General features: G+C 70.6%; 11 protein-coding genes. 3 read left to right on the top strand and 8 right to left on the bottom strand.

Annotated elements, in window-relative coordinates; translation table 11 throughout:
* The first annotated feature begins 44 nt into the window (after positions 1–44).
* On the top strand, positions 45–494 hold the full coding sequence (locus tag GA0070564_RS25135) for a DUF5318 domain-containing protein (RefSeq protein WP_091613996.1): 450 nt from the start codon (positions 45–47) through the stop codon (positions 492–494).
* A gap of 197 nt (positions 495–691) precedes the next feature.
* Positions 692–3517 (top strand): transglycosylase domain-containing protein, encoded by a 2826-nt coding sequence (locus GA0070564_RS25130; RefSeq protein WP_091613992.1) that lies wholly within the window; start codon positions 692–694, stop codon positions 3515–3517.
* Between the two features lie 170 nt (positions 3518–3687).
* On the opposite strand, the gene GA0070564_RS25125 is transcribed toward GA0070564_RS25130, so the two are convergent.
* From GA0070564_RS25125 to GA0070564_RS25110, 4 genes are all read right to left on the bottom strand, one after another.
* Positions 3688–3951: a hypothetical protein gene (locus GA0070564_RS25125; protein ID WP_091613989.1), complete on the bottom strand. Its 264-nt coding sequence runs from the start codon at positions 3949–3951 to the stop codon at positions 3688–3690.
* A gap of 14 nt (positions 3952–3965) precedes the next feature.
* A complete protein-coding gene (locus tag GA0070564_RS25120; RefSeq protein WP_091613986.1) occupies positions 3966–8279 on the bottom strand; it encodes a golvesin C-terminal-like domain-containing protein in 4314 nt (1437 codons plus the stop codon).
* A 316-nt stretch (positions 8280–8595) separates the two neighbouring features.
* The gene (locus GA0070564_RS25115; protein WP_091613982.1) at positions 8596–11565 is read right to left on the bottom strand and encodes a golvesin C-terminal-like domain-containing protein; all 2970 of its coding nucleotides are present in this window, start codon (positions 11563–11565) and stop codon (positions 8596–8598) included.
* A 4-nt stretch (positions 11566–11569) separates the two neighbouring features.
* Entirely contained in the window at positions 11570–13135 is a 1566-nt protein-coding gene (locus GA0070564_RS25110) for a chymotrypsin family serine protease (protein ID WP_091613977.1), read from the bottom strand.
* 267 nt (positions 13136–13402) lie between these two features.
* Between GA0070564_RS25110 and GA0070564_RS25105 the strand changes: the two genes are divergently transcribed.
* Positions 13403–14926 (top strand): glycosyltransferase family 87 protein, encoded by a 1524-nt coding sequence (locus tag GA0070564_RS25105; RefSeq protein ID WP_091613974.1) that lies wholly within the window; start codon positions 13403–13405, stop codon positions 14924–14926.
* A 76-nt stretch (positions 14927–15002) separates the two neighbouring features.
* On the opposite strand, the gene GA0070564_RS25100 is transcribed toward GA0070564_RS25105, so the two are convergent.
* From GA0070564_RS25100 to GA0070564_RS25085, 4 genes are all read right to left on the bottom strand, one after another.
* Positions 15003–15443, bottom strand: coding sequence for a DUF2690 domain-containing protein (locus GA0070564_RS25100; RefSeq protein WP_176730833.1), 441 nt, complete (start codon positions 15441–15443; stop codon positions 15003–15005).
* A gap of 315 nt (positions 15444–15758) precedes the next feature.
* Positions 15759–16514, bottom strand: coding sequence for an AfsR/SARP family transcriptional regulator (locus GA0070564_RS25095; RefSeq protein WP_176730832.1), 756 nt, complete (start codon positions 16512–16514; stop codon positions 15759–15761).
* Between the two features lie 304 nt (positions 16515–16818).
* Entirely contained in the window at positions 16819–18903 is a 2085-nt protein-coding gene (locus GA0070564_RS25090) for a hypothetical protein (RefSeq protein WP_091613958.1), read from the bottom strand.
* Positions 18900–19691, bottom strand: coding sequence for a deoxyribonuclease IV (locus tag GA0070564_RS25085; RefSeq protein WP_091613954.1), 792 nt, complete (start codon positions 19689–19691; stop codon positions 18900–18902). The genes GA0070564_RS25090 and GA0070564_RS25085 overlap by 4 nt, the downstream gene beginning before the upstream one ends.
* Positions 19692–20145 lie beyond the last annotated feature (454 nt).

Genomic DNA, 20145 nt, shown 5'->3' with positions numbered 1-20145 from the left:
GACCATGGTCGCCTCGCGCGCCGCGACCGCGTACCCTTTCCCGCATGCGTACGTCTCGCCAGGTCGTCGACTACTCGCTCCAGAAGCGAGCAGTGCTGCGTGAGCTGCTCGCCTCCCGGGTGGGCACGTACGACGTCTGCGACGCCTCGCCGTACCTGAAGAACGCCGCCCGCTTCCACGGCGAGCCGACCGATCAGCGGTGCCCGATCTGCCGCAGCGAGAACCTGATCCACGTCCACTACATTTACGGCGACGAACTTAAGCAGTCCGCCGGCCAGGCCCGCAGCCGGGCCGAGCTGTCGGTGCTGGCGATGACGCTGCGTGAGTTCCAGGTCTTCGTGGTGGAGGTGTGCCCCGGTTGTGACTGGAACCATCTCGTCGAGCAGTTCCTGCTCGGCCGGGACGGGCTGGCCGGCGGCGCGGAGGACCATGCCGAGCAGGCTGACGCGGTCGCCGGTGCGACCCATCGACGGAGGCGAGAGGCGCAACGGTGACCCCCGCTGATCCGGTCGATCCCGGTACCGTGCATGTCGGGCGGGGAGATCGACGGGTCCGGTGCCTGATTGGTCCGATTAGTTCAGACAGGACGTCCCGGGTCGGGTGGTCACCGACCAGGGCTTCCGGTGTTTCAACTCACGGCAAACCGGTGGTGGCGCGCCCGCGTCCCACCGCGACCGGCAGGGTGTGAGGAATGAGTTCGTACGGCGATCCCAGTTCGCAGCGTGGGCGGGCGCAGGTTCCCGCTGCCAACGGTGACCAGCGGTCCGGCGGCGGCTGGTCCTCCGGACCGGAGGGCGCGGGACCCAGCGGCCGTGCCTCGGTGGGAGCACGTGCCTCCGTCGGCGGTGCCGCCGGCCGTGCCGGCGGTGGCCGGGCGACCGTTCCGGTCTCCCCGGCGCCCGGTGCGACCCCGGGCCGAGCCTCGGTGCCGGTCTCGCCGGCCCCCGGTGGGCGCGCCTCGGTCCCCGCGCAGCCCGGCGGCCGGGCCTCCGTGCCGGTCTCGCCGGCGCCCGCGGGCCGGGCCTCGGTCGGCGTCGGCTCCGCCGGTCGCGCCTCGGTCGGTGTCGGCTCGGCGGGCCGGGCGAGCGTCGGTTCGGCGGCGGTGGGTGGCCCCGCAGGTCGGGCGACCGTCGGTCGGGCCGGGGTCTCCCCGCTCGGTGGCAGTCCCGGCGGACCTGGCGGGCCGGACGGTCCCGGTGGCAGTGGCCCGGGTCGCGGCCACGGCGGCAACCCGGACGCGGTGGCCCGGGCGAAGAAGCGGCGCCGGATCAACCTGCTGATCGCCGCCTTCGCCGTCTTCATCATGCTGGCCGGTGTCGGTGTCGTGGGCTTCACCTACTACTCGACCACCGTGGTGCTGCCCAGCGCCATCCCGCTGCCGCTCTCCACCACGATCTACATGAGCGACGGCAAGAAGGTGGCGGCCAAGCTCGGCAACGAGAACCGCCAGCTCATCAAGATCAACCAGATTCCGGAGCACGTCCAGCACGCCGTCGCCGCCGCCGAGGACCGGAACTTCTACCGGCACTCCGGCGTCGACTACAAGGGCATCGCCCGGGCCGCCTGGAACAACTTCACCGGCGGCGACAAGCAGGGCGCCTCGACGATCACCCAGCAGTACGCCCGCAACGCCTACGAGAACCTCAAGGACGACTCCTACGCCCGGAAGGTCAAGGAGGCGATCCTCGCCTCCAAGCTGAACGACAGGTACTCGAAGTCGGAAATCATGGAGCACTACCTCAACACGATCTACTTCGGTCGTGGGGCGTACGGCATCGAGGCGGCGGCGCAGACCTACTTCGGCGTGCCGGCGAAGAAGCTCACCGTGGCCCAGGGCGCGGTGCTCGCGGCGCTGATCAAGCAGCCGGTCGCGAGCAAGACCCACAAGGGCTACGACCCGGCGGTCAACCTGCCCGACGCCCAGCAGCGCTGGACCTACGTCCTGGACGGCATGGTCACCGAGAACTGGCTGACCGAGGCCACCCGGCCGAAGGTGTATCCGAAGGTGCTCCCGCCGAGCAAGGCCGGCTCGGCGTCGTTCGGTGTGAAGACCCCCAAGGGCAACGTGATCAACTATGTCCGCAAGGAGATGGAGCAGTGGGGCATCTGCACCAACTCCGGCGCGGCGGGCAAGACCAGCTGCGTCGACGCGCTCCGCGACGGCGGCTACCGGATCACCACCACCCTCGACCCGAAGCTCCAGCGGTACGCCGAGGAGGCCGCGCGGCCGGGCCTGAAGGGCTCGGAGCTCTACGGCCAGCCCTCGAACCTGATGTCCGCGCTGGTCTCGATCGATCCGCGCAACGGTCGGGTGCTCGCCTACTACGGCGGCGACAGCGGCGCCGACTTCGACTACGCCGGCCTGAACACCGACAAGAACGGCGACCCCACCGGTGGGCACCCGCCGGGCTCGTCTTTCAAGATCTACACCCTGGCCGCCGCGATCGACGCGGGCGTCTCGGTGAACTCGCACTGGGACGCCACCCCGTTCAAGCCGGACGGCAAGAACGAGATCGGCAACGCCCGCCGCGGCGCCGGCGTCTGTGGCAAGTGGTGCACGCTGGAACAGTCGACGATCAAGTCGTACAACGTGCCCTTCTACCACGTCGCCGCCGACAAGGAGGTCGGCATCGGCGTCCCCAAGGTGCTGGACATCGCCCGTAGGGCCGGCATCACGATGATGTGGACCGTCGCCGACAACAAGATGCACGACCTCCGGAAGGAGACGCCGGAGAAGGCGGCCGCCGCCGGGCTCGACGGTTGGACGGCGTTCGGCAAGTACCCGGTTACCGTGCTCGACCACGCCAACGGCCTGGCCACGCTGGCCAACCGAGGCGTCTACAACAAGGCCCACTTCGTCCTGCGGATCCAGCAGCAGAACCGGGAAACCGGCCTCTGGCAGAATGTTCCCGGCACCGGGGAGAAGCGCGACCCGAAGCAGCTGCTGAACCCGCAGGTGACCGACGAGGTGACCGGCGTGCTCAAGCAGATCCCCGGGCCCAACCACGCCGCCTTGGATGACGGCCGGGAGGCCGCCGGCAAGACCGGCACCTGGGAGGCGCGCGACGGCAGCAGGGCCAACGGGCACGCCTGGATGGTCGGCTACACCCCGGAGATCGCCACCGCGGTCTGGATCGGCAGCCGGGACCCGAAGCGGCCCGAGCTGATCGACAAGGACAAGGAGAACATCGGCGGTAGCGGCCTGCCCGCCAAGATCTGGAAGCGCTACATGGACGAGGCGCTCCAGGGTCAGCCCAAGGACAAGCTGCCGGACGTCACCGGCATGGGCAACGACAAGACCGGCAACGGTGTGGAGCCGGCGAAGCCCGCCCCGCCGCCGAACCCCTGCGCCGCCGACCCGCTGAACCCGTTCTGCCCGCAGCAGCCCCAACAGCCGCAGCAGCCGACCTTCCCGGGCTTCCCGGGCGGGCCGGGCGGCGGCAACGGCAACGGCAACGGGGGTGGCGGTGGTGGCGGCATTTTGCCGACCACACCACCCCGCTCCAGCCCGTACTGATCGCCTCAGCACCGCCGACGGCGGCCGGAGATCCGGCCGCCGTCGCTGAGTTGCTGGCCACACTGTGACGGCTCCCGGCGCACGCGGACGTCTTGAGGATCTTTCGGTGAGCCTGTGCGGGCAGGAGAAACAGGCAAGCGGGGAGCAGAACCCCATCACAGATGTGTTGGTCAATCCCCGCTGGGGCGGGGGACAGGCAGTCCAAGGGCCCGGTACGCCATAATGAGCAGCCGGACCACAGCCACCAGCAGGCCCGGGCCGAAGACCATGGCCTCCAATTGCCACGGACCGTTCAGCTCCGCCATCACCGCCACCGAGACCGCGACGTGGACCGTGAGCAGGGCGCAACGCAGCCGTGCCGACCGCAGTGGCAGTGCTGCCACCACGGTCGACACGACGGCGATCAACCCGAGGAGCAGGAAGAGTACGATCACCGATAGACCTTAGGTCAGTTGCTGTGCGAGGGGTCGCCCGGCAGGTTCTTGTCCAGGCAGAAGTGCCCACTGTCCGGGTTGTACCCCGCCCCCTGGCGTGGGTCCGCAGCCGACATGTTCCACGGATTGGCGGAGCGTTCGGTCGCCACATCGCACGGACCGAACGGGTTCGGCCAAGCCGGGAAGTTGTTGCTCGGGTCGGGCGAGTTGCTGAACTTCTGGAAGTCGCCCTGCAGGGCCGGTTGGTTGCTGGTGGTGCTGGCACCGGTCATGGTCATCGCCTGACCGTTGTGGTAGAGGTACTGGTCCGGCATCCAGCTGGACCGCAGGATGGGCAGTCCGTTGTTCTGCTGGATCGAACCGTCCGCACAGGCTTTGAAGTGTAGCTCCTGCCAGATCGGTGGGGCGACCTTCATCGGGCTCGCATCCAGGCCGGGCAGGATGCCGCTGTTGAAGAACATCTCCCGGATGTCCTCCACGACAGCCCGTAGCGGGTACGGCTTGTCGGCCAGCTTGTCTTCCCAGGCCGACATCCCCGCGTCCGGGCCGTCCGCGCTCAGCATCGGCCGGTAGCCGATCGATCCACCGGCGGTGACGAGCGACGCCACGCAGGTCGCGTCGGTCGTCGACGGGTTGCCACTGGCATCCACCGCGACCGGTGCCCTTCCGACATGGGCGTACTCCCGGCCGGGCAGGATCCCTCCGTTCATCGTCGGGCTGACGCTCGTGTACAACCCGTCATGGGCGTTCAGGTCGCGGATCCGGTACTCCAGGTCGGGCTTCGCGATGCCGTAGCTCGCCGCGACCGCGTCGAAGAGATCGAGGACGAACCTCGGTAGGTGGGTGTTCCCGGTGCGGTGCTCGTACTCCGCGTATTCGCTGCCCGCGACGATCTTCCCGGCACCGTCGACGAGGAACGAGACAGTGGCCTTGGTGCGGCCCTTGGTCCGATCGTCGTCGTCGAAGTGCGCCGGCCGGGTACTGCTGGTCGGTCGGTCGGTGTACGGCTGGGCGAAGCCGATCCAGCGACCCATGCTGTTGCCGAGCGGATGGTCGACCGGGTCGGTGCCGGCCAGGAGGACCTCGTTCTTCCAGGTCCCCGCCCACGTACGCAGAGGTGCCGGCGCGCACCCGAGCGATGACGGGCAGTCCGGGAGCTGGGTGATCGCGTCCGCCCTGGCGAGGGCCCAGTCGTACAGGTCCTGCCGGCTGCTGAGCGGACCGGCGAGCCACGAGGAGGGCCAAGAGGTGTCGATGTTCTCGTTCTCGTCGAAGACCGCTACCGCCTCGAGCGCCTCCTCGCGGAAGGTGCCGGTCGTCGGCACGAAGGCCATCGCGTCGAAGGCGAGGTCCTGCGTCCCGTCGCCGTTCGGCGTCACCGAGCTGAGGCTGACCTCGGGGACACCGTTGAACATGAAGGCGCCGAGCGACACCCAGCGGTTCCCCTGGCCCGGCTGTTTGATGACGCGCGTCCGGTCGCCGGCCGCCGTCTTGACGACATACCTGGCGGACTGGACGTGTGCGCCGTGATCCGGTAGGGCTGCATAGATCACCATTGGACCATTGCGGGTCGTGTCGAGCTTCCAGGTCGCCTTGACCTCGAGCTTTCCACCCTCGTCGGCGGCCGTCCTGGTGTGGGTGAACCAGAAGTGTCCGCCGAATCCACCGCCGATCTGATGGGTGTCGATCTTGCCCGGGTACTGGCCCGACCCGTCGGGCTTGTAGGTGAACGCAAAGGTGCCCGCGTTGGTCCACGGTCGACCGCAGTTGGGCCGGACCGACGGTGTGCCGTCCGGAACGTCGTCCACGATCTGGGCGTTGCTCGGCAGGCCGTCCAGCGTGCAGCGGGGCGGGTACGCGGTCCCGTCGTCCTGGTAGGCGTAGCCGGGGTCGAACCGCAGCACCTCGTTGCCGCAGCTGAAGCTGCAGTCCGGCTTCCACGTGCTCGGCTGGTTGTACCAACACTTGAGGTCATAGTTGCCGAGGCTGTTCTTGTGGGCGCAGGGGCCGGCCGGCTCGCCGGCGACCGACGGGTCGTTCGGGACGTACTTGCCGCCCGGCACGCAGTTGTTGGTGGTGTCGCAGAACTGCGTCACCGGAGGCTTGACCCGGGACCGGTTCTGCAACCCGACCGTCCCGTCACCGTTCCACCACGCCGCCCGGTATCCGGCCACCAGGGTGCCCGGGCTCTCCAGGATCTCGACCGGGTGTCCCGCCCAGCCCATCACCTTCTCCGGGTAGGGCCAGTCCTGCGGATGGGCCGCGTCCTCATAGCTGACGTCCAGGAAGGCGGTGCGATTCGCCGGGTACTTGGGGTTGACGGGATTGTTGGCCCAGCCGACGCCCCACGCTCCGCCGTTCGCGCCGGCCTCCGCCTGGGGGTAGAAACCCGAGTTGTACGCCCAGACCGCGAAGAACCAGTTCTCGATCTTGGAGGCGTCGCCGTTGTTGACGATGAGACCGGCACTGCGGGTCTGGTTCCATTTGTCCTGGAGGACCCGCAGGCCACCGGCCACGTTCGCGGCGAAGTCCAGCGCCACCGCCCGCTGCGTGTCGTACGGGAGGGCCGTCTCACCGGGCTTGGTCCGGCCGGCCAGCCGCATGCCGTCGGTCAACTGGGTGACGCCGTAACCGCAGTCCGCGTCCGACCACCGGATGGTCCAGTCGTCGGCGGTCGTGCTGTTGTACACGTTGATCCCGTAGTAGTTGCCGATCAACGGGTTCGCCGTCACTCCGGGCACCGCGAACCGGGCCGCCTGCCAGAGGTTCGACTCCTGCGCCGTGATGCCGAGCATCACCTGTGCCGGCACGTAGCCCCCGGCGGACAGGGTGCGCGAGGGGAAGAGCCCCTGCGGGGTGTAGGCCGGCATGCCCAGGTTTTTCCAGTTCGCCGGCCGGCTCACGGTGAGCACCCCCCGCACGGCCTGGTCGACCGCCCACTCCACCTGTCGTGGCTTGGGCTGCATCGCCTGGTTGCGGGGGTCGTTGCGGGGCACCGAGCAGTAGCGGTCGGCGAAGTCGGCCGGGCTGCCCGGGTCGCCGAGGGTCCGCGCCCCCGCCTTCGCCGCGCCGGCACCGAGCGCGGGGCTGACGGTCCGACCCGAGGCAGGCCCCTGGTCGTCCTGGGCCGTGTCGCCCGACCCGGCGGAGAAGGTGAGCGCCTTTCCGTTGCCGACGGCCTCGGCCGAGATGGTCAACGGCTGCTCGGCGGCGACCGGCTGATCCGGTTGCGCCGGATCCGGGCGGGCGGGCGCACCGATCGAGGACACGGCCAGCCGACCGTGGGTGGAGACCCGGCTGCCCTTCGCCACGGCGAGCATCAACACGCTGCCGACGCCCGTACCCCGGGCCTGGGTGGCCCCGGCCTGGGCGGCGCCGGTCACGTACACCCGGCCGCCCCGGCCGGAGGTCACGTCGAACTCGGCCAGACCGCCGGTGGCCAGCGTGCTCACCGTGCCGAGGGAAGACCCCGCGCGCTGCCCCGACCCGGCCCGGATCGCGGCGGGCACCGTGGTCCGGCGGACTGCCACCCGGTCTCGGCCCACCTGCTCCAGGAAGACGACACCGCCGTCAGCGTCCGCGGCGAGCTTGAACGGCACCCCGCGCGCCGGGGCGATCACCTGGCGGGTGCCGTCGGCCGCCACCCGGACCAGCGCGCCATTGTCGGCGGCGACGATCCCGCCGGCCGTCGGCACCGCCGCACCGAGCTGACCGGGTACGACGACGCGCTCCTTCAGCTTGCGGGCCGCCGCGTCCACGCGGATGAGCCGTGTGCGCCCCCGTCTCTCGTCGAACTGCGCCAGGAGGGCCTGCTCACCCGCGCCACAACCGGGGTTGAAGTAGGCCAGCGAGGTCTGGATCGGCAGTTTCGTCACGGCGCCGCTGCGCATGTCGACCGTGGCCGTGAAACCACCCCGGTCGAACAGGTCGGTCTTGTTGGTGAACGTCCTCGGGGCGTAGACCACTACGAGGGTACGGCCCGAACCGGTGAGGCAGGCGTTGCCGATCCACCGGTCGGCCTCGAACCCCGGCTCCGCCAGGGTGGCCAGGGTCCGCCAGCGGTAGCCGCCCGCGGCATCGGCGATCAGGATGTGGAAGCCGGTCGAGTCACCGCTGGTGAACCAGGCCCGGTCCGGCGACGACTTCCAGTCGGCACCGAGCACGGCGGTCCGCTCGGCCTCCGGCACCGCCGCCGGTGCGGGTGGTCGGGGCGGTTGTGCCGGACGGTCGGGGTGCGGTGCGGCTTGCGCCACCGCCGTCCCCGACGTCGCCAGCAGCGCCGCTGCGAGGGAAACCCCCGCAGCCGTACGCCATCGATGACTGTGCACTCTCTACCTCCTCGTGCGCGTGGACGCCACGCAGGCCAGGTTGGGCCGGTGGGGAGAACGTGAGGTGCGGCCGACCGGTGCCGGGCTTGTTCGCCGGGCAAGTCTCGCGGGGACGGCCATCGATGTTCCATCGATCGATCATCGACCGACAATGGGGCGCCTCGGTACGGCCGACCGTTGGGTCGTCGGAGCATGCCCACCACGCTCATGTGCGAGGAGACCCTCGCCGGTCACCTGGGCGAGACGGGCTGGTGCTCGGACTGAACGCGGACGACGGGCCGCCGGAGTGATCCGGCGGCCCGTCCCGGTTTTCCGCCTAGGACCCTCCCCCCGGCACGAACCCAATCGCGTCGAAGCCGATCGTCTTCTCCGACGGCGCCGGCTTGAACGAGTCGAGCGTGACGCTCGACCCGGAGCGGAGCTGGTAGTTACCGAGGAACACCCAGGAATTGCGGTGGAACTCCTGATCCACCGTCACGTGCCGGATCCGGCCGTCCCCCGTCTTAATGTCGTACACCACGTCCGGCGCGCGAGCCCCGGTCTGCGGGATGTACGCGTAGATCCCAGTCCACCCGGCGTACGCCACCGGCGGGCTCCACGTGGCGATCACCTGGTTCTTGTACGACGCCCGGGCCCGGGTGAACCAGTGGTGCCCCCCCATGCCGTTGTCGAGCTGATGGAAGTCGATCTTCGAGGTGTACTCGCCCGGCCAGCCGGCCTTGAACTCCAACTGCGCCGTCCCGTCATTTCTCGGTGTGACGCCCGGACAGCGTGGCGTGCTCGCCCCGGCCCGGATGAAGTCCACGACGATCGCGTTGCTGGGCAGTTGGCTCGCCGTGCACTTCGGCGGGTTGTGGGTGCCGTCCGTCGGCTCCGAGTAGTTCATCGGCACGTCGTACCGAATGCCCTCGAAGCCGCAACTGTCGATGCAGTCGTCCTTCCAGATGACCGGCAGGTGGAACCAGCACTTCAGGTCGTACTGGCCGGCACTGTTCTTGTGCAGGCACGGGCCGGGCTTCTCGGTCTCCATGCCCGGCGCGTTCGGCTGGACCGACTGCATCGGGTCACAGGTGTTGGTGAAGTTGCAGAACTTGAGGAAGGGTGGGGTCTGCGCGGTCCGGCGCAGCCGGGCCTGCAGGGGATCGCCGAGCCACCACGCGGTCCGGAACCCGACCCCGTCGTCGCCGGTGTCGATGGACTGGGCCGCCCAGCCGATGACCTTCTCCTGGTACGGCCAGTCCTGCGGGTGGGCGGCGTCGCTGAACACCGGCACGTTGTCGTTCACGTTGTACGGGTCCGCGACGTCCAGGAACGGGTGCCGCGCCGGGTCGTACCGGGGGTTGATGGGGTTATTGCCCCAGCCCACGCCCCACGGCGAGCCGTCACCCTTGTCCGGGTAGAAGCCGCTGTTGTACGCCCACGCCGCGAAGTACCAGTTCTCGATTCGGGTCGGGTCGGCGTTGTTGATCCGCAGGTTGGCGTTGTAGGTCTGGTTCCACTTGTCCTGGAGGATCTGCAATGCCGCCGCGATGTTCGCCGCGTAGTCCAAGGCGATGGCCCGCTGGTGGTCCGCCGGCCGCGCCGTCTCGCCAGGCTTCTCCTTGCCGGCCTTGCGCATGCCGTCGGTGACCTGCCCGACGCCGTAGCCGCAGTCCGCCTCGTCCCAGTGGATCCGCCAGTCGTCGCTGGTGTCCGCGTCGTAGTAGTGCCGCCCGTAGTAGTTGCCGATCAGCGGGTTGCCGTACTCGCCGGACTGGGTCTGCGACGCCTGCCACAGGTTCGACTCTTGCGCCAAGATGCCCAGCATGATCTGCGCGGCCACGTGCTTGCCGCCGGCCAGCGTCCGCGGCGGGAACATCCCCTGCGGGGAGTACGCCGGCAGACCGAAGCCCCGGAAGTTGGCCGGGCGGGTCTGGGCGAGGGCGCCGAAGATGGCGTAGTCCACCGCCCACTCGATTTGCCGGGGGCGCGGGTGGTAGGCCTGCGTCGCCATGTCGTTGCGCGGCACCGCACACCAAGGATCGGGGTCCTGCGGCGTGTACGGCTCAAACAGGTCGCCGGTGGTGGCCTCCGCCGTCGCCGTCCGGGACTGCGGCCCGGCGGCCGTGGCGGGACGGGAGACGCCGAGCGCGGGGGTGGCCGCCGCTGGCGTGGTGGCCGTCGGCGTGACCTGGAAGGCAACCGTGTCCCCCGTGGCCGGAACCTGGGCGTCCAACTGGACCGGCGCCTTCGCGTCGGCCGGGGTGGCGGCACCGGGAAGGGTCTCCTGCGCCGTCATCTTCCGCTGGAAGGCCAACCCGCCGGTCGTGGAGACCTCGGCCGAGGCCGACACCGCCAACCGGGTGACCGGGGCCGGCAGCCGCTTGACGGCAGCGGGTCGGCCGGTCAGGAACACCCGCCCGGCCGCGCCGCGCTCCAGGTCGAAGGCGCCCATCTTTCCCTCCGCCAGGGTGGTGACCTTCGACTTCGTCAGTCGACGAGCCCGCATCGTGCCGCCCGCCGACTCCAGGAAGTTCACCCCGCCGTCGCGGTCGGGGCGGATCGCGAACGGGACGCCCCGGCTGGCCGCCAGATTGCGTACGCCGCCCTTCGCATCGACCGAAGCCAACCGGTCGCCGAGCGCGCCGACGAAGCCGTCCCCGCTCGGCACGGCCGAGGTGAACTGGCCCTTCAGTTGCACCTTGCGGCCCACCTCAGCCCGTTCGGCGTCCAGGCGCAACAGCCGGGTGCCGGGCTGCTCCTCGTCACCCTCCTGGGTCAGCGCCACCGACTCGCCAGCCCCGCAACCCGGGTTGAAGTAGGCGAGGCTGGTGGTGACGGGCAGCTTGGTGACCGCGCCGGTGGACAGGTCGACCACGGCGGTGAAGCCACCCCGGGCGCTCAGCTCCGCCTTGTTGGTGAAGGTGCGTGGGGCGTACACGACGACGGCCCGGCGGCCGGACGAGGTGACGCAGGCGTTGCCGATCCACCGGTCGGTGTCGAATCCGGCCTCGCGCAGCGTCGCCGCCGTACGCCAGGCGTACCCGTCGGCCGCGTCGGCGACCAGCACGTGGAAGCCGTCGGCATCGCCGGCGGTGGTCCAGGCCCGGTCGGTGGAGCCGCGCCAGCTCCGGCCGAGCACCCGGTCCCGGTCGGCGGCGGCCACCGTGCCCACCCGGGGCTGCTGCGTCGGTTGCGGCTCCGGCCGGGCCTGGGCCATCGGGCCCTGAAGCAGGCTGACAGTCACCGCGCCGGTGGTCAGCAGGGCGAGGCGGCGTCTGGAAACGTTGAGCGCAGTCATCTTCATCCCCTCACTTCCGGTCGTTCGCGGCGGTGAGCGGGACCACGCTCGGGAAGGCGGTCTGGATCTCGTTGGTGCCGACCATGCTCAGATGCCAGAAACTGTCGTTGGGGTTGTCGTTGTGGACCCGGGCGATCATGCCCTTGATGATCACGCCGGTCTGCGGGCCCTGGCCAGGCAGAACGTAGACCGCTGCGCCCATGTCACCGGGAAGGAACGTCAGATTCGGACACTGGGTGGAGTCAATATCGGAGAAGAACTCGTACCCGTTGCAGGGGCTACCGTCCTTGAGCGTCCACACCCGTTTGTTGGGGTCGATGGGACTGCCGGTCGGGTGGGAGTAGAGCATCGTCATGCCGCTGACCTGGTCTGACCCACCCTGTGCATTGGCGAGCCAAGCGGTCTGGTTGCCGACGAATTCGCTGACCGTCACCTCGCAGTAGGTGCCGGTCTCCGCACCCGCGATACACACCTGCTGACCGGTAATGGGCGCCTCCCAACCGGCGATCTGCCAGCCGTCCTGACCCCAGCTTCCTCCGTCATAGATGAACGGCTCCGCGCCGCCCTTGGGTCTGGTCAGAATCACTCCGCGGCCCGGTTGGTACCAGGCCGAGCTCACCCCGGCCGTCTCGTTGACGACGTCACCGCTCGGGTCGACGTAGGTGTTGCCGGGCGTCCCGCAGGTCGCCGCACCTACCATCAGCTCGGTGTTCGTCGTGCTGTCGAGCACTGGGAAGCCGGAGGTGCAGTGCCACTTGGTGTCCGCGTCGGCGATATTGCCGTCGGCCAGCCGTACCAGCCAGCCGTGGTTGCCACCGGTCGCGTTGGTATTGATCAGGTGGGCCCCGCCCCAAGCCGGTGTCGTGTCGTCCTGCCGGCTCGGGTCCGGCCAGGTGACCCCCGCGAGGGTGCCGGTCGCCGACGCGCTGTCCGTGCCCGTCGCCGCTGCAGCTGCCGGCTTCCTCGCCGGGGATCCGCCGCGACCCGACGCGCCGGCCGGGTCCGTTTCCTCGACCACCGTGACCGGGACGCCCACGTCCGGCAGGGCGGCCGGCGTCTTCCCGCCGTCCGCCACTGTGGCGGTGAGGCCGTCGCCCCGGATACTCCACCGCAGCGAGGTCACCGAGCGCAGGGTGCCGGCCCGGGCCTTGTCCGCCCGCACGCGGCCGGCGAGGGCCGTGGCGGCACCGGACATCTCGCTGGCGGACCAGGCGGCCTGCCGTACCGTGACCGGCACCTTGCGGCCCTCGTCGTCCAGCATCCGCTGCATGTCGGTGGGCACGTCGCCCTTCCAGTACACCGTGACGGCACCGTCGCGCAGCTCCACCCCGGCGAAGCCCGAGGGTTTCGCCACGGCCGCCGTACGGATGCGGGCCGCGACCTTCGCCAGCGGCGCCTCGGCCGCCATCCGGGCCCGTTGCGCCGGGGTGGCGCTGTGGCCGTCGGCGGCACCCGCTCTGTCGGTGGCGGCCGGGGCCGCGGGCGCGGGCTCCGGCTTCGCCTTGGTGCTGCCCGCCGCTCCGGCAGCCAACGGCTGCAGCGCGAGCGCGGCTGTGGTGAGGCCGGCGGCGAGCAACCAGCTGCGGCGTCTCCTCGAACCCTTCAACCCGATCTCCGTTCTCGACGACAGCCCCGTCGTGAGACAGCAGAAGCGGTCTACGACGCGACCCGATGGCCTGCAGGTTCGTCGGCCGCGTCATCGATCGCGCACCGTTGCGCCATCGCCACCGAAGGAAGTGCAGGACCGGCGGCGTGCCGAGCCGGCGGACGGTCGGCGACGCATGCTGGGACCGTCGGGTCGCCGGCGAGACGCAAACGCCCGGCGTACGGCAGGATGACCCCCATGAGCACCGAGTCGACGCGCGCCCCGCACGGGGTCGGGCCCAGCGACCAACCGTCCCGCTCTGACGGCTTCGTCCGGGGTGGCAGCGAGCTGATCGGCGGCCCGCTCGGCGACCACGCCGCGCCTCTGGACAGGCCTGCGGCGGGCCACGGACGGTTCTGGACAGCGGCCCGGATCGTGTTGGCGCTCGCCTGCCTCACCCTCGCCCTGCACTGGGTGCAGAAGTCGCCCTGCCAGGACGGAGCCTGGCAGAACAACGTCCAGTACACCCGGCTGTGCTACACCGACGTGCTGGCGCTCTACTACGCCGAAGGGCTCAACGAGGGCAAGGTGCCCTACGCCGACCACCCCGTCGAATACCCGGTGCTCACCGGCTACTTCATGGGCGCGCTCGGCCTGCCGGTGCACGCGATCGGCGTCGACAACCCGGGAATCAACCAGGGACAGTGGTTCTACAACCTGAACGCGCTGGTGCTCAGCGTGCTGGCGGTGGCCACAATGGCCGTGATCCTCGCCCTGCGCCGCCGCCGACCCTGGGATGCCGCGCTCTTCGCGCTGTCCCCCGCGCTGCTGCTCACTGCCACCGTCAACTGGGACCTGCTCGCCATCGGGCTGGCCGCGTTCGGGCTGCTGGCCTGGGCGCGCGCCGGTACGAGTCGGCGGGGCGTGCCGATGGTCATTCTGGCAGGGGCGCTGATCGGGCTCGGCGGTGCGGCGAAGATGTGGCCGCTGTTCCTGCTCGGGCCGCTCCTGGTGCTGGCGCTGCGTGCCGGCCGTACGCGGGCTGCCCTCCTGTCCGTCGCGGCGGCCGTGTTCACCGTGACGCTGGTGAACCTCCCAGTCGCGATTCCCTACCGGGAGAGCTGGAACCGGTTCTTCGAGTTGAACAACGACCGGCCGATCGACTGGGGCACCCTCTGGTACGTCGGTCGCTACCTGGACGGCCGGATCGGCTCATCCACGGGAGGGCCGTTCCAGTGGCTCAACGCCAACATCCCCACCCTGAACTGGGTATCGTATGCCCTCTTCGCACTGGCGTGTGCCGGCGTGGCCGCGCTGGCGTTGCTGGCGCCCCGCCGGCCCCGGGTGGCCCAGCTCGCGTTCCTCGTGGTGGCCGCGTTCCTGATCTTCAGCAAGGTGTGGTCGCAGCAGTTCGTGCTCTGGCTGCTGCCGCTGGTGGTGCTGGCCCGGCCCCGCTGGGGTGCCTTCCTGGCCTGGCAGGTCGCCGAGGTCTGCTACTTCGCCGCGTTCTACGGCGAACTGCTCGGTGCCGCCAAGGGTCAGCCGGTCTTTCCCGAGGGTGTGTTCGTGCTGGCCTCGACATTGCGGCTGTGCACCGTGGTACTGCTCTGCGTGCTCGTGATCCGGGAGATCCTGCACCCGGAGCTCGACGCGGTCCGCCGCACCTATCCCGATGATCCCGACGGGGGCGTCCTCGACGGTGCGCCCGATGCACCGTGGCACCGCCGCTGGCGTCACCGCGAGCCCACGCCCGAACCGACTCCTGTCCGGGCCGCAGCCTGAGGCCGACGGCGGTCGGAGATCCCACCGCCGCCGACCGTTTGGCACGCCGGTCAACCTCGCAGGACGCCGCGCATCCTCAGTACCAGGAGGTGCAGGTGTAGCCGCTCATCGGACCCTGGTTGGCCATGCAGGCCCGGGCCTGAAGACCGGCGTCGTTGAGCATCGCCGTCCAGGGCGAAGCGCCTTGCCACTTGTCGACGCCGGCGACCGCCCGGGTGGTGCCGTTGGAGTAGCGGCTCTCCACCTTGATGTACGCATAGTCGTAGTAGGTGGTGCGCGCCCAGGCAGTCCGGCAGCGCGGGCTGTACCGCAGCTGGATCGACGCGCCCGAGTTGCGGATGTCGTAGCTCGTCGTCGGGGTCGGGGTGATCGCGTCGTCGGCGCAGTAGTGGTAGCACGTCGAGCAGCCGCTGTAGTAGATCTTGTAGGAGGCGGGGTCCTTGTAGTCGCAGGCGCTTCCGCAGCCGGTGGTCACCAGTGTGGTCTCCGAGAGGTAGGTGCTGTTCTCGGTGGACATTTGATGCATCGTGAGCTCGCCGGCGACCGCTGGCGCCGCTGGTTGCCGGGCCGCCGCGGACGCCGAAGCGGGTTCGATGGCCATGGAAAGCGTGAGAGCAAGGACCGCTCCCACGACGCTGAGCACTTTCCGCATTGTTCTCCCCTCGCGTGTGGACGGCTCCACCCTGCCTGTCGGTGCCACCCTGTGGTCATCGCACCGGCACTCTCGCGGCGCGTGATCGTGGCCGCGCGATGGAGAGCGCTGCGGCGTTCGTCGAGCCGCAATCGATGCGGACGGGCGGGGAGGATGGGAGATCTCGAGAGCCGGCCAGCCCTACACCCGAGCAAGGGCCTCGGTGAGGATGCCGAGTGCGCGGGTGGTCTCGGTGAGCGCCTGGTGCAGCGCCTCGGCCGCCCGGCGGTCCATCTGCACGGCACCGGCGGGCGCCTCCTCCTTGCCGACGAGGATCCGCCGCTCCAGTTCGGCGACCTCCGGTCCGGGGGCGACTGCCAGCTCCTGGTCGAGTTGATGACGCAGGCGACGGATGACGGCCAGTGCCTCCGCCGTCCTGCCGGCCGCGTGCAGAGCCTCCGACAGGCGGCAGTGCAAGCCCTCGTGGTACGGATGTCGGGCCACCCAGGGCTGCAACTCGGCGATGGTGGCGGCAGTGTTGCCCTGCGCGAACTCCAGGTCGACCAGGCTCTCGATCACTCGCAGCCGGGACTCCTCCCAGTGGGCCACGTCGGCGTACAGGGCGGGTGAGTCGACGTCCTGCATGGCGTTCCCGCGCCACAGCGCCAGGCTGTCGCGAAGCAGTCCGGTGGCCAGGTCCGACCGGCCCTGCTGCCGGGCGATCTCCGCTTCCGCGCAGAGCCGCCGGAACCGCAGGCCGTCGATGTGCTCGTCGGTCGCCTCCAGCACGTAACAGTTGCCCTGCCGGACGAGCCGCAGGGACGACGTGCCACGCAGGAGCAGCGACCGCAGCCTGCCCAACCGGTTCTGGATCTGCTGGCGGGCAGTCGCCGGAGGGTACTCGTCCCAGACGATGTCGATGAGTCGATCGACCGGGACGCTCTGGTTCGCCTCCACGACTAGGCCCGCTATCAGCCTGCGGTTGCGCTTGCCGGACAAAGGGATGGGGGCCTCATCTGATCGCATCGTCAGCGGACCTAGAAACCGAAACTCCACAATCGCCTCTCACCGTGGAGACCACCGCTGGCCCCACTGGGCCGACAGTGGGCTCCCGCATCGACCGGCCCGCCAGGCGGGCCGGTGCCCCGTACCGTTGCCGAGAAGTTACCAAACGCGACGATAAGAAATCGATAAGTAGAGATTGGCAACTGAAATCGGCCGCGAGCCCGGCGGAAGCCGGTATCCGACTCCCAGCAGGGGATCAGAGACGGAACACCACCACACCGGCGGCCTCCTCGCGGGCGATGCCGAGCTGGTGGACAGGCGTGTCCACAACCCGCTCCCAGGGAGTCCCGGCGAGCTGGTCGCGAAGCAGCACCACGTTGCGTACGCCGAGGTCGCGCAGCTGCTGGACGCTCGCCGCGTCCGGGAAGTTGAGCGTCAGCCCCCGGACCCGGTCGAGCTGGTCAGGGGTGAAGCCACTGCCCCCGTTGACCACCTGCTGGAACTTCGTGGTCGTCCAGAGCATCACCGGCTGGTCCAGGTTCTGGCTGCTCGGCAGCACCAGCAGCGGCCCCTCCACCGAACGCAGCGCCGCCGGTTGGGCCGGCACCACCGGATGCGGGGTGGAGTTCAGGCCCTCGACCGCCACCAGCAGCAGCGGGACCAGCGTTGCCAGCCGCAGCCACGGTCCCGGACGGTACGGCGGCCGTTCGGCGGCGATCTCGCGTACCCGCTCGCCGAAGGCGCTGACCGCGCCCGCCGCCAGCAGGCCCAGCAGCAGCGTCGCCCAGAGCATCATCCGCCCCGGCGTCCGCAGGCCGTTCCAGCCGGGCAGGTGGTCGAAGAGCGGCACGTAGGTGAAGGTGCCGTCGAAGAGCCGGGTGCCCATCGCCAGCGCCATGGTCACCACCACCCCGGCCAGCAGCAGCAGCCGGTGGCGCAGCCGCCACACCGAGAAGAAGAGGCCGCCGAGGGCCAGGGCGTAGAGCACGAAGCCCGGCAGCAGGGTCATCTCCGGTGGCCAGGGCAGAGCCGCCCGGGCACCCTCGTGCAGGCTGCCCCAGATCCGGGACTCACCCGGCGCGGTGAAGAAGCCGCTCACCGGCGGTGAGTAGATGGCGATGTCGCCGATGGTCCGCTGCGCGTTCGGGTGCAGCTCCGCCACCTTGAAGTACGGGATGGAGAGCAGCGCGCCGACCGCGGCGAAGACCGCCCCGCCGATCAGGTCCGCGAGGAGCAGCCGGGCGCCGAACACCGGCCGGCGCGCGACCCACAGCACGGCCGCGACCAGCACGACCCCCGCCATCAGGTACGCGAACGGCAGGCCGATGCCGAAGCCGAGGCTGAGCTGCCAGGCGGCGACCAGCCAGCCGGCGTACGCCCAGCCGGTGCGGCGACGCTCGGGACGGTAGCCGTGCCGCAACGACCAGCCGTGCCCCCGGGCCAGCATGGCCAACGCCAGTGGGATGCCGCCGTTGGAGACGATGTGCAGGTGACCCGCCTGGGCCAGCAGCCACGGGGCGTACGTGTAGCTGACGCCGGCCACCGCCGCGCCGACCCGCCCCGACCCCAGCTGCCGGGCCAGCGCGTACGCCCCGAAGGTGGCCAGCGCGTGGGCCAGCACGAAGACGATGTTGTAGCGCAGGACGGCCGCCTCGGGCCCGGTGCCGATCAGGCCGGCCGGCGCGTAGCCGAGCAGCATGTCGGAGAAGGCGAAGCTCCAGGGCTCGGGGAAGAACGTGTTGGACTGGAACAGCCCGGCCGGGTCGGTCAGCAGGGCGTGCCCGGACCAGGCCATCTGCCAGGACTGGAGGCTCGGGTCCCAGTAGTCCTGCGGCAGGGTGTAGAGCGGATAGCGCAACGTCGGCCAGGTCAGCAGCACGGCCAGGGCGAGCGACCCGAGGGCCGCCAACGTCCACTCGTGCCCCGCGAACCGGCCGAGCCGCCGCCGGACCCGGTCCAGCCGGGTGGGCTGCCGCTCGGGCACCGGGCCGAAGGCCTCCCACCGGTCCGGGTCGGGCCTGGTGGGCGTACTCCCGGCGGGTTCACCGTCCGGGGACGCGGCCGGACCGCCGGTCGTGGCGGCGGTGGGCTTCGCTGTCGCGGTGACCGGCTCACCGGTCGTGGTGCCGGCCGGCTTCCCGGCCGCGGCGTCGGCGGGCGGCGACCCGGTGGCAGTCGCTCCGGCCCGCTCCGGCTCACCCGGCCCCGACTGCTCGGGGTCCGTGCGGCCCGTGACGGGCGCGCCGGTGCCCGTGCTGTCGGCCGCGCCGCCCTCGGCGGTCGTCCGGTCGTCGCCGGCCGGGCCGGTCCCGCCCGGCGCGTCGGACTGGTCGGTCGTCATGCCGCCCGGCCCTCCGGACCGAGCTGGTCGCGCAGGAAGGCGATGTCGGCGCCCTGGCCGGTCGCCCCACCGGGCGTCTCGACGATCACCGGGGCACCGGCCGCGCGGATGACCGCGACCACCAGGTCCGGGTCGATGGTCCCGCCGCCGAGGTTGTCGTGCCGGTCCTGGCCGGAGTTGAACGCGCCCTTGGAGTTGTTGGCGTGCACCAGGTCGATCCGGCCGGTGATCGCCTTGACCCGGTCGACCAGGCCGAGCAGCTCCTCACCCCCGGCGTGGGCGTGGCAGGTGTCGAGGCAGAACCCCACGTCGTAGCCGCCGACGGCGTCCCAGAGCCGGGCCAGCGCGTCGAGCCGGCGGGCGCAGGCGTTGTCGCCGCCGGCGGTGTTCTCGATCAGGACGGGAAGCTTGAAGCCGCCCGAATCCGCGGCGTACGCGAAGGTCTTGCGCCAGTTGTCGAAGCCGACCGCCAGGTCGTCGCCGGCGTTGACGTGCCCACCGTGCACGATCAGGCCCTTCGCGCCGATCGCCGCCGCCGCGTCCGCGTGTCCCAGCAGCAGCTTGCGGCTGGGGATCCGGATCCGGTTGTTCAGGGTGGCGACGTTGATGACGTACGGCGCGTGCACGTAGAGGTCGACGGCGGCGGAGCTGAGCCGCTCCGCGTCCTCCCGGGGTTTCGGCGTCTTCCACCCCTGCGGGTCGGAGAGGAAGAACTGGATGGTGTCGGCGCTGCGGGCGGCTGCCTCCGCCAACGGGTCGGTCGAGTCGACGTGAGCTCCGATACGCATGAAGGCGAGCCTACGTCCCACCCCTGACGCCCGGTGCGCACGCCTGCGGGCGGGTCGGCGAGCCGGAGGCGGCCGGGTTCCGGTGCGGTCGGCGTCACCCGGCCGACGTCGGGTCGTTGACCGGGATGGATGCGCCGGGCCCAATCAGGTGGGGGAACGGGCGCACCGGACGCGGAAGTGGGCGGCGATCCGGTAAGGACCGGGGTGAATTTCCCAAAAGCCCCGAGAAGTGACCGAAGCCGCTGTAGCGTCACATAACAACACGATAAAGCTCCGCGGGGCGTCTCCGGTCCAACCTCATCGGTGTGGTCGTTCCTCCCCAGGTCCCACCCAAGGAATGCGGACGGGACGCCCCGCGGCCTCGTGGACGGGGGTCCGGTTCCGGCGCTTCGACGCCGGGCCGGGCCCCCGTCACCGTGTCCGGACGGTCGCCCCGACCTGCCCGGGCATGATC

It is taken from the genome of Micromonospora mirobrigensis (assembly GCF_900091555.1).
Lineage (GTDB): Bacteria > Actinomycetota > Actinomycetes > Mycobacteriales > Micromonosporaceae > Micromonospora > Micromonospora mirobrigensis.
The sequence above is the reverse complement of the archived record's forward strand: the minus strand, read 5'-3'. Positions and strand labels throughout refer to the sequence as shown.

Coding starts and splice junctions, on each gene's coding strand:
- GA0070564_RS25135 (WP_091613996.1), top strand. CDS start 45: ATGCGTACGTCTCGCCAGGTCGTCGACTACTCGCTCCAGAAGCGAGCA.
- GA0070564_RS25130 (WP_091613992.1), top strand. CDS start 692: ATGAGTTCGTACGGCGATCCCAGTTCGCAGCGTGGGCGGGCGCAGGTT.
- GA0070564_RS25115 (WP_091613982.1), bottom strand. CDS start 11,565: ATGAAGATGACTGCGCTCAACGTTTCCAGACGCCGCCTCGCCCTGCTG.
- GA0070564_RS25105 (WP_091613974.1), top strand. CDS start 13,403: ATGAGCACCGAGTCGACGCGCGCCCCGCACGGGGTCGGGCCCAGCGAC.
- GA0070564_RS25100 (WP_176730833.1), bottom strand. CDS start 15,443: ATGTCCACCGAGAACAGCACCTACCTCTCGGAGACCACACTGGTGACC.
- GA0070564_RS25090 (WP_091613958.1), bottom strand. CDS start 18,903: ATGACGACCGACCAGTCCGACGCGCCGGGCGGGACCGGCCCGGCCGGC.
- GA0070564_RS25085 (WP_091613954.1), bottom strand. CDS start 19,691: ATGCGTATCGGAGCTCACGTCGACTCGACCGACCCGTTGGCGGAGGCA.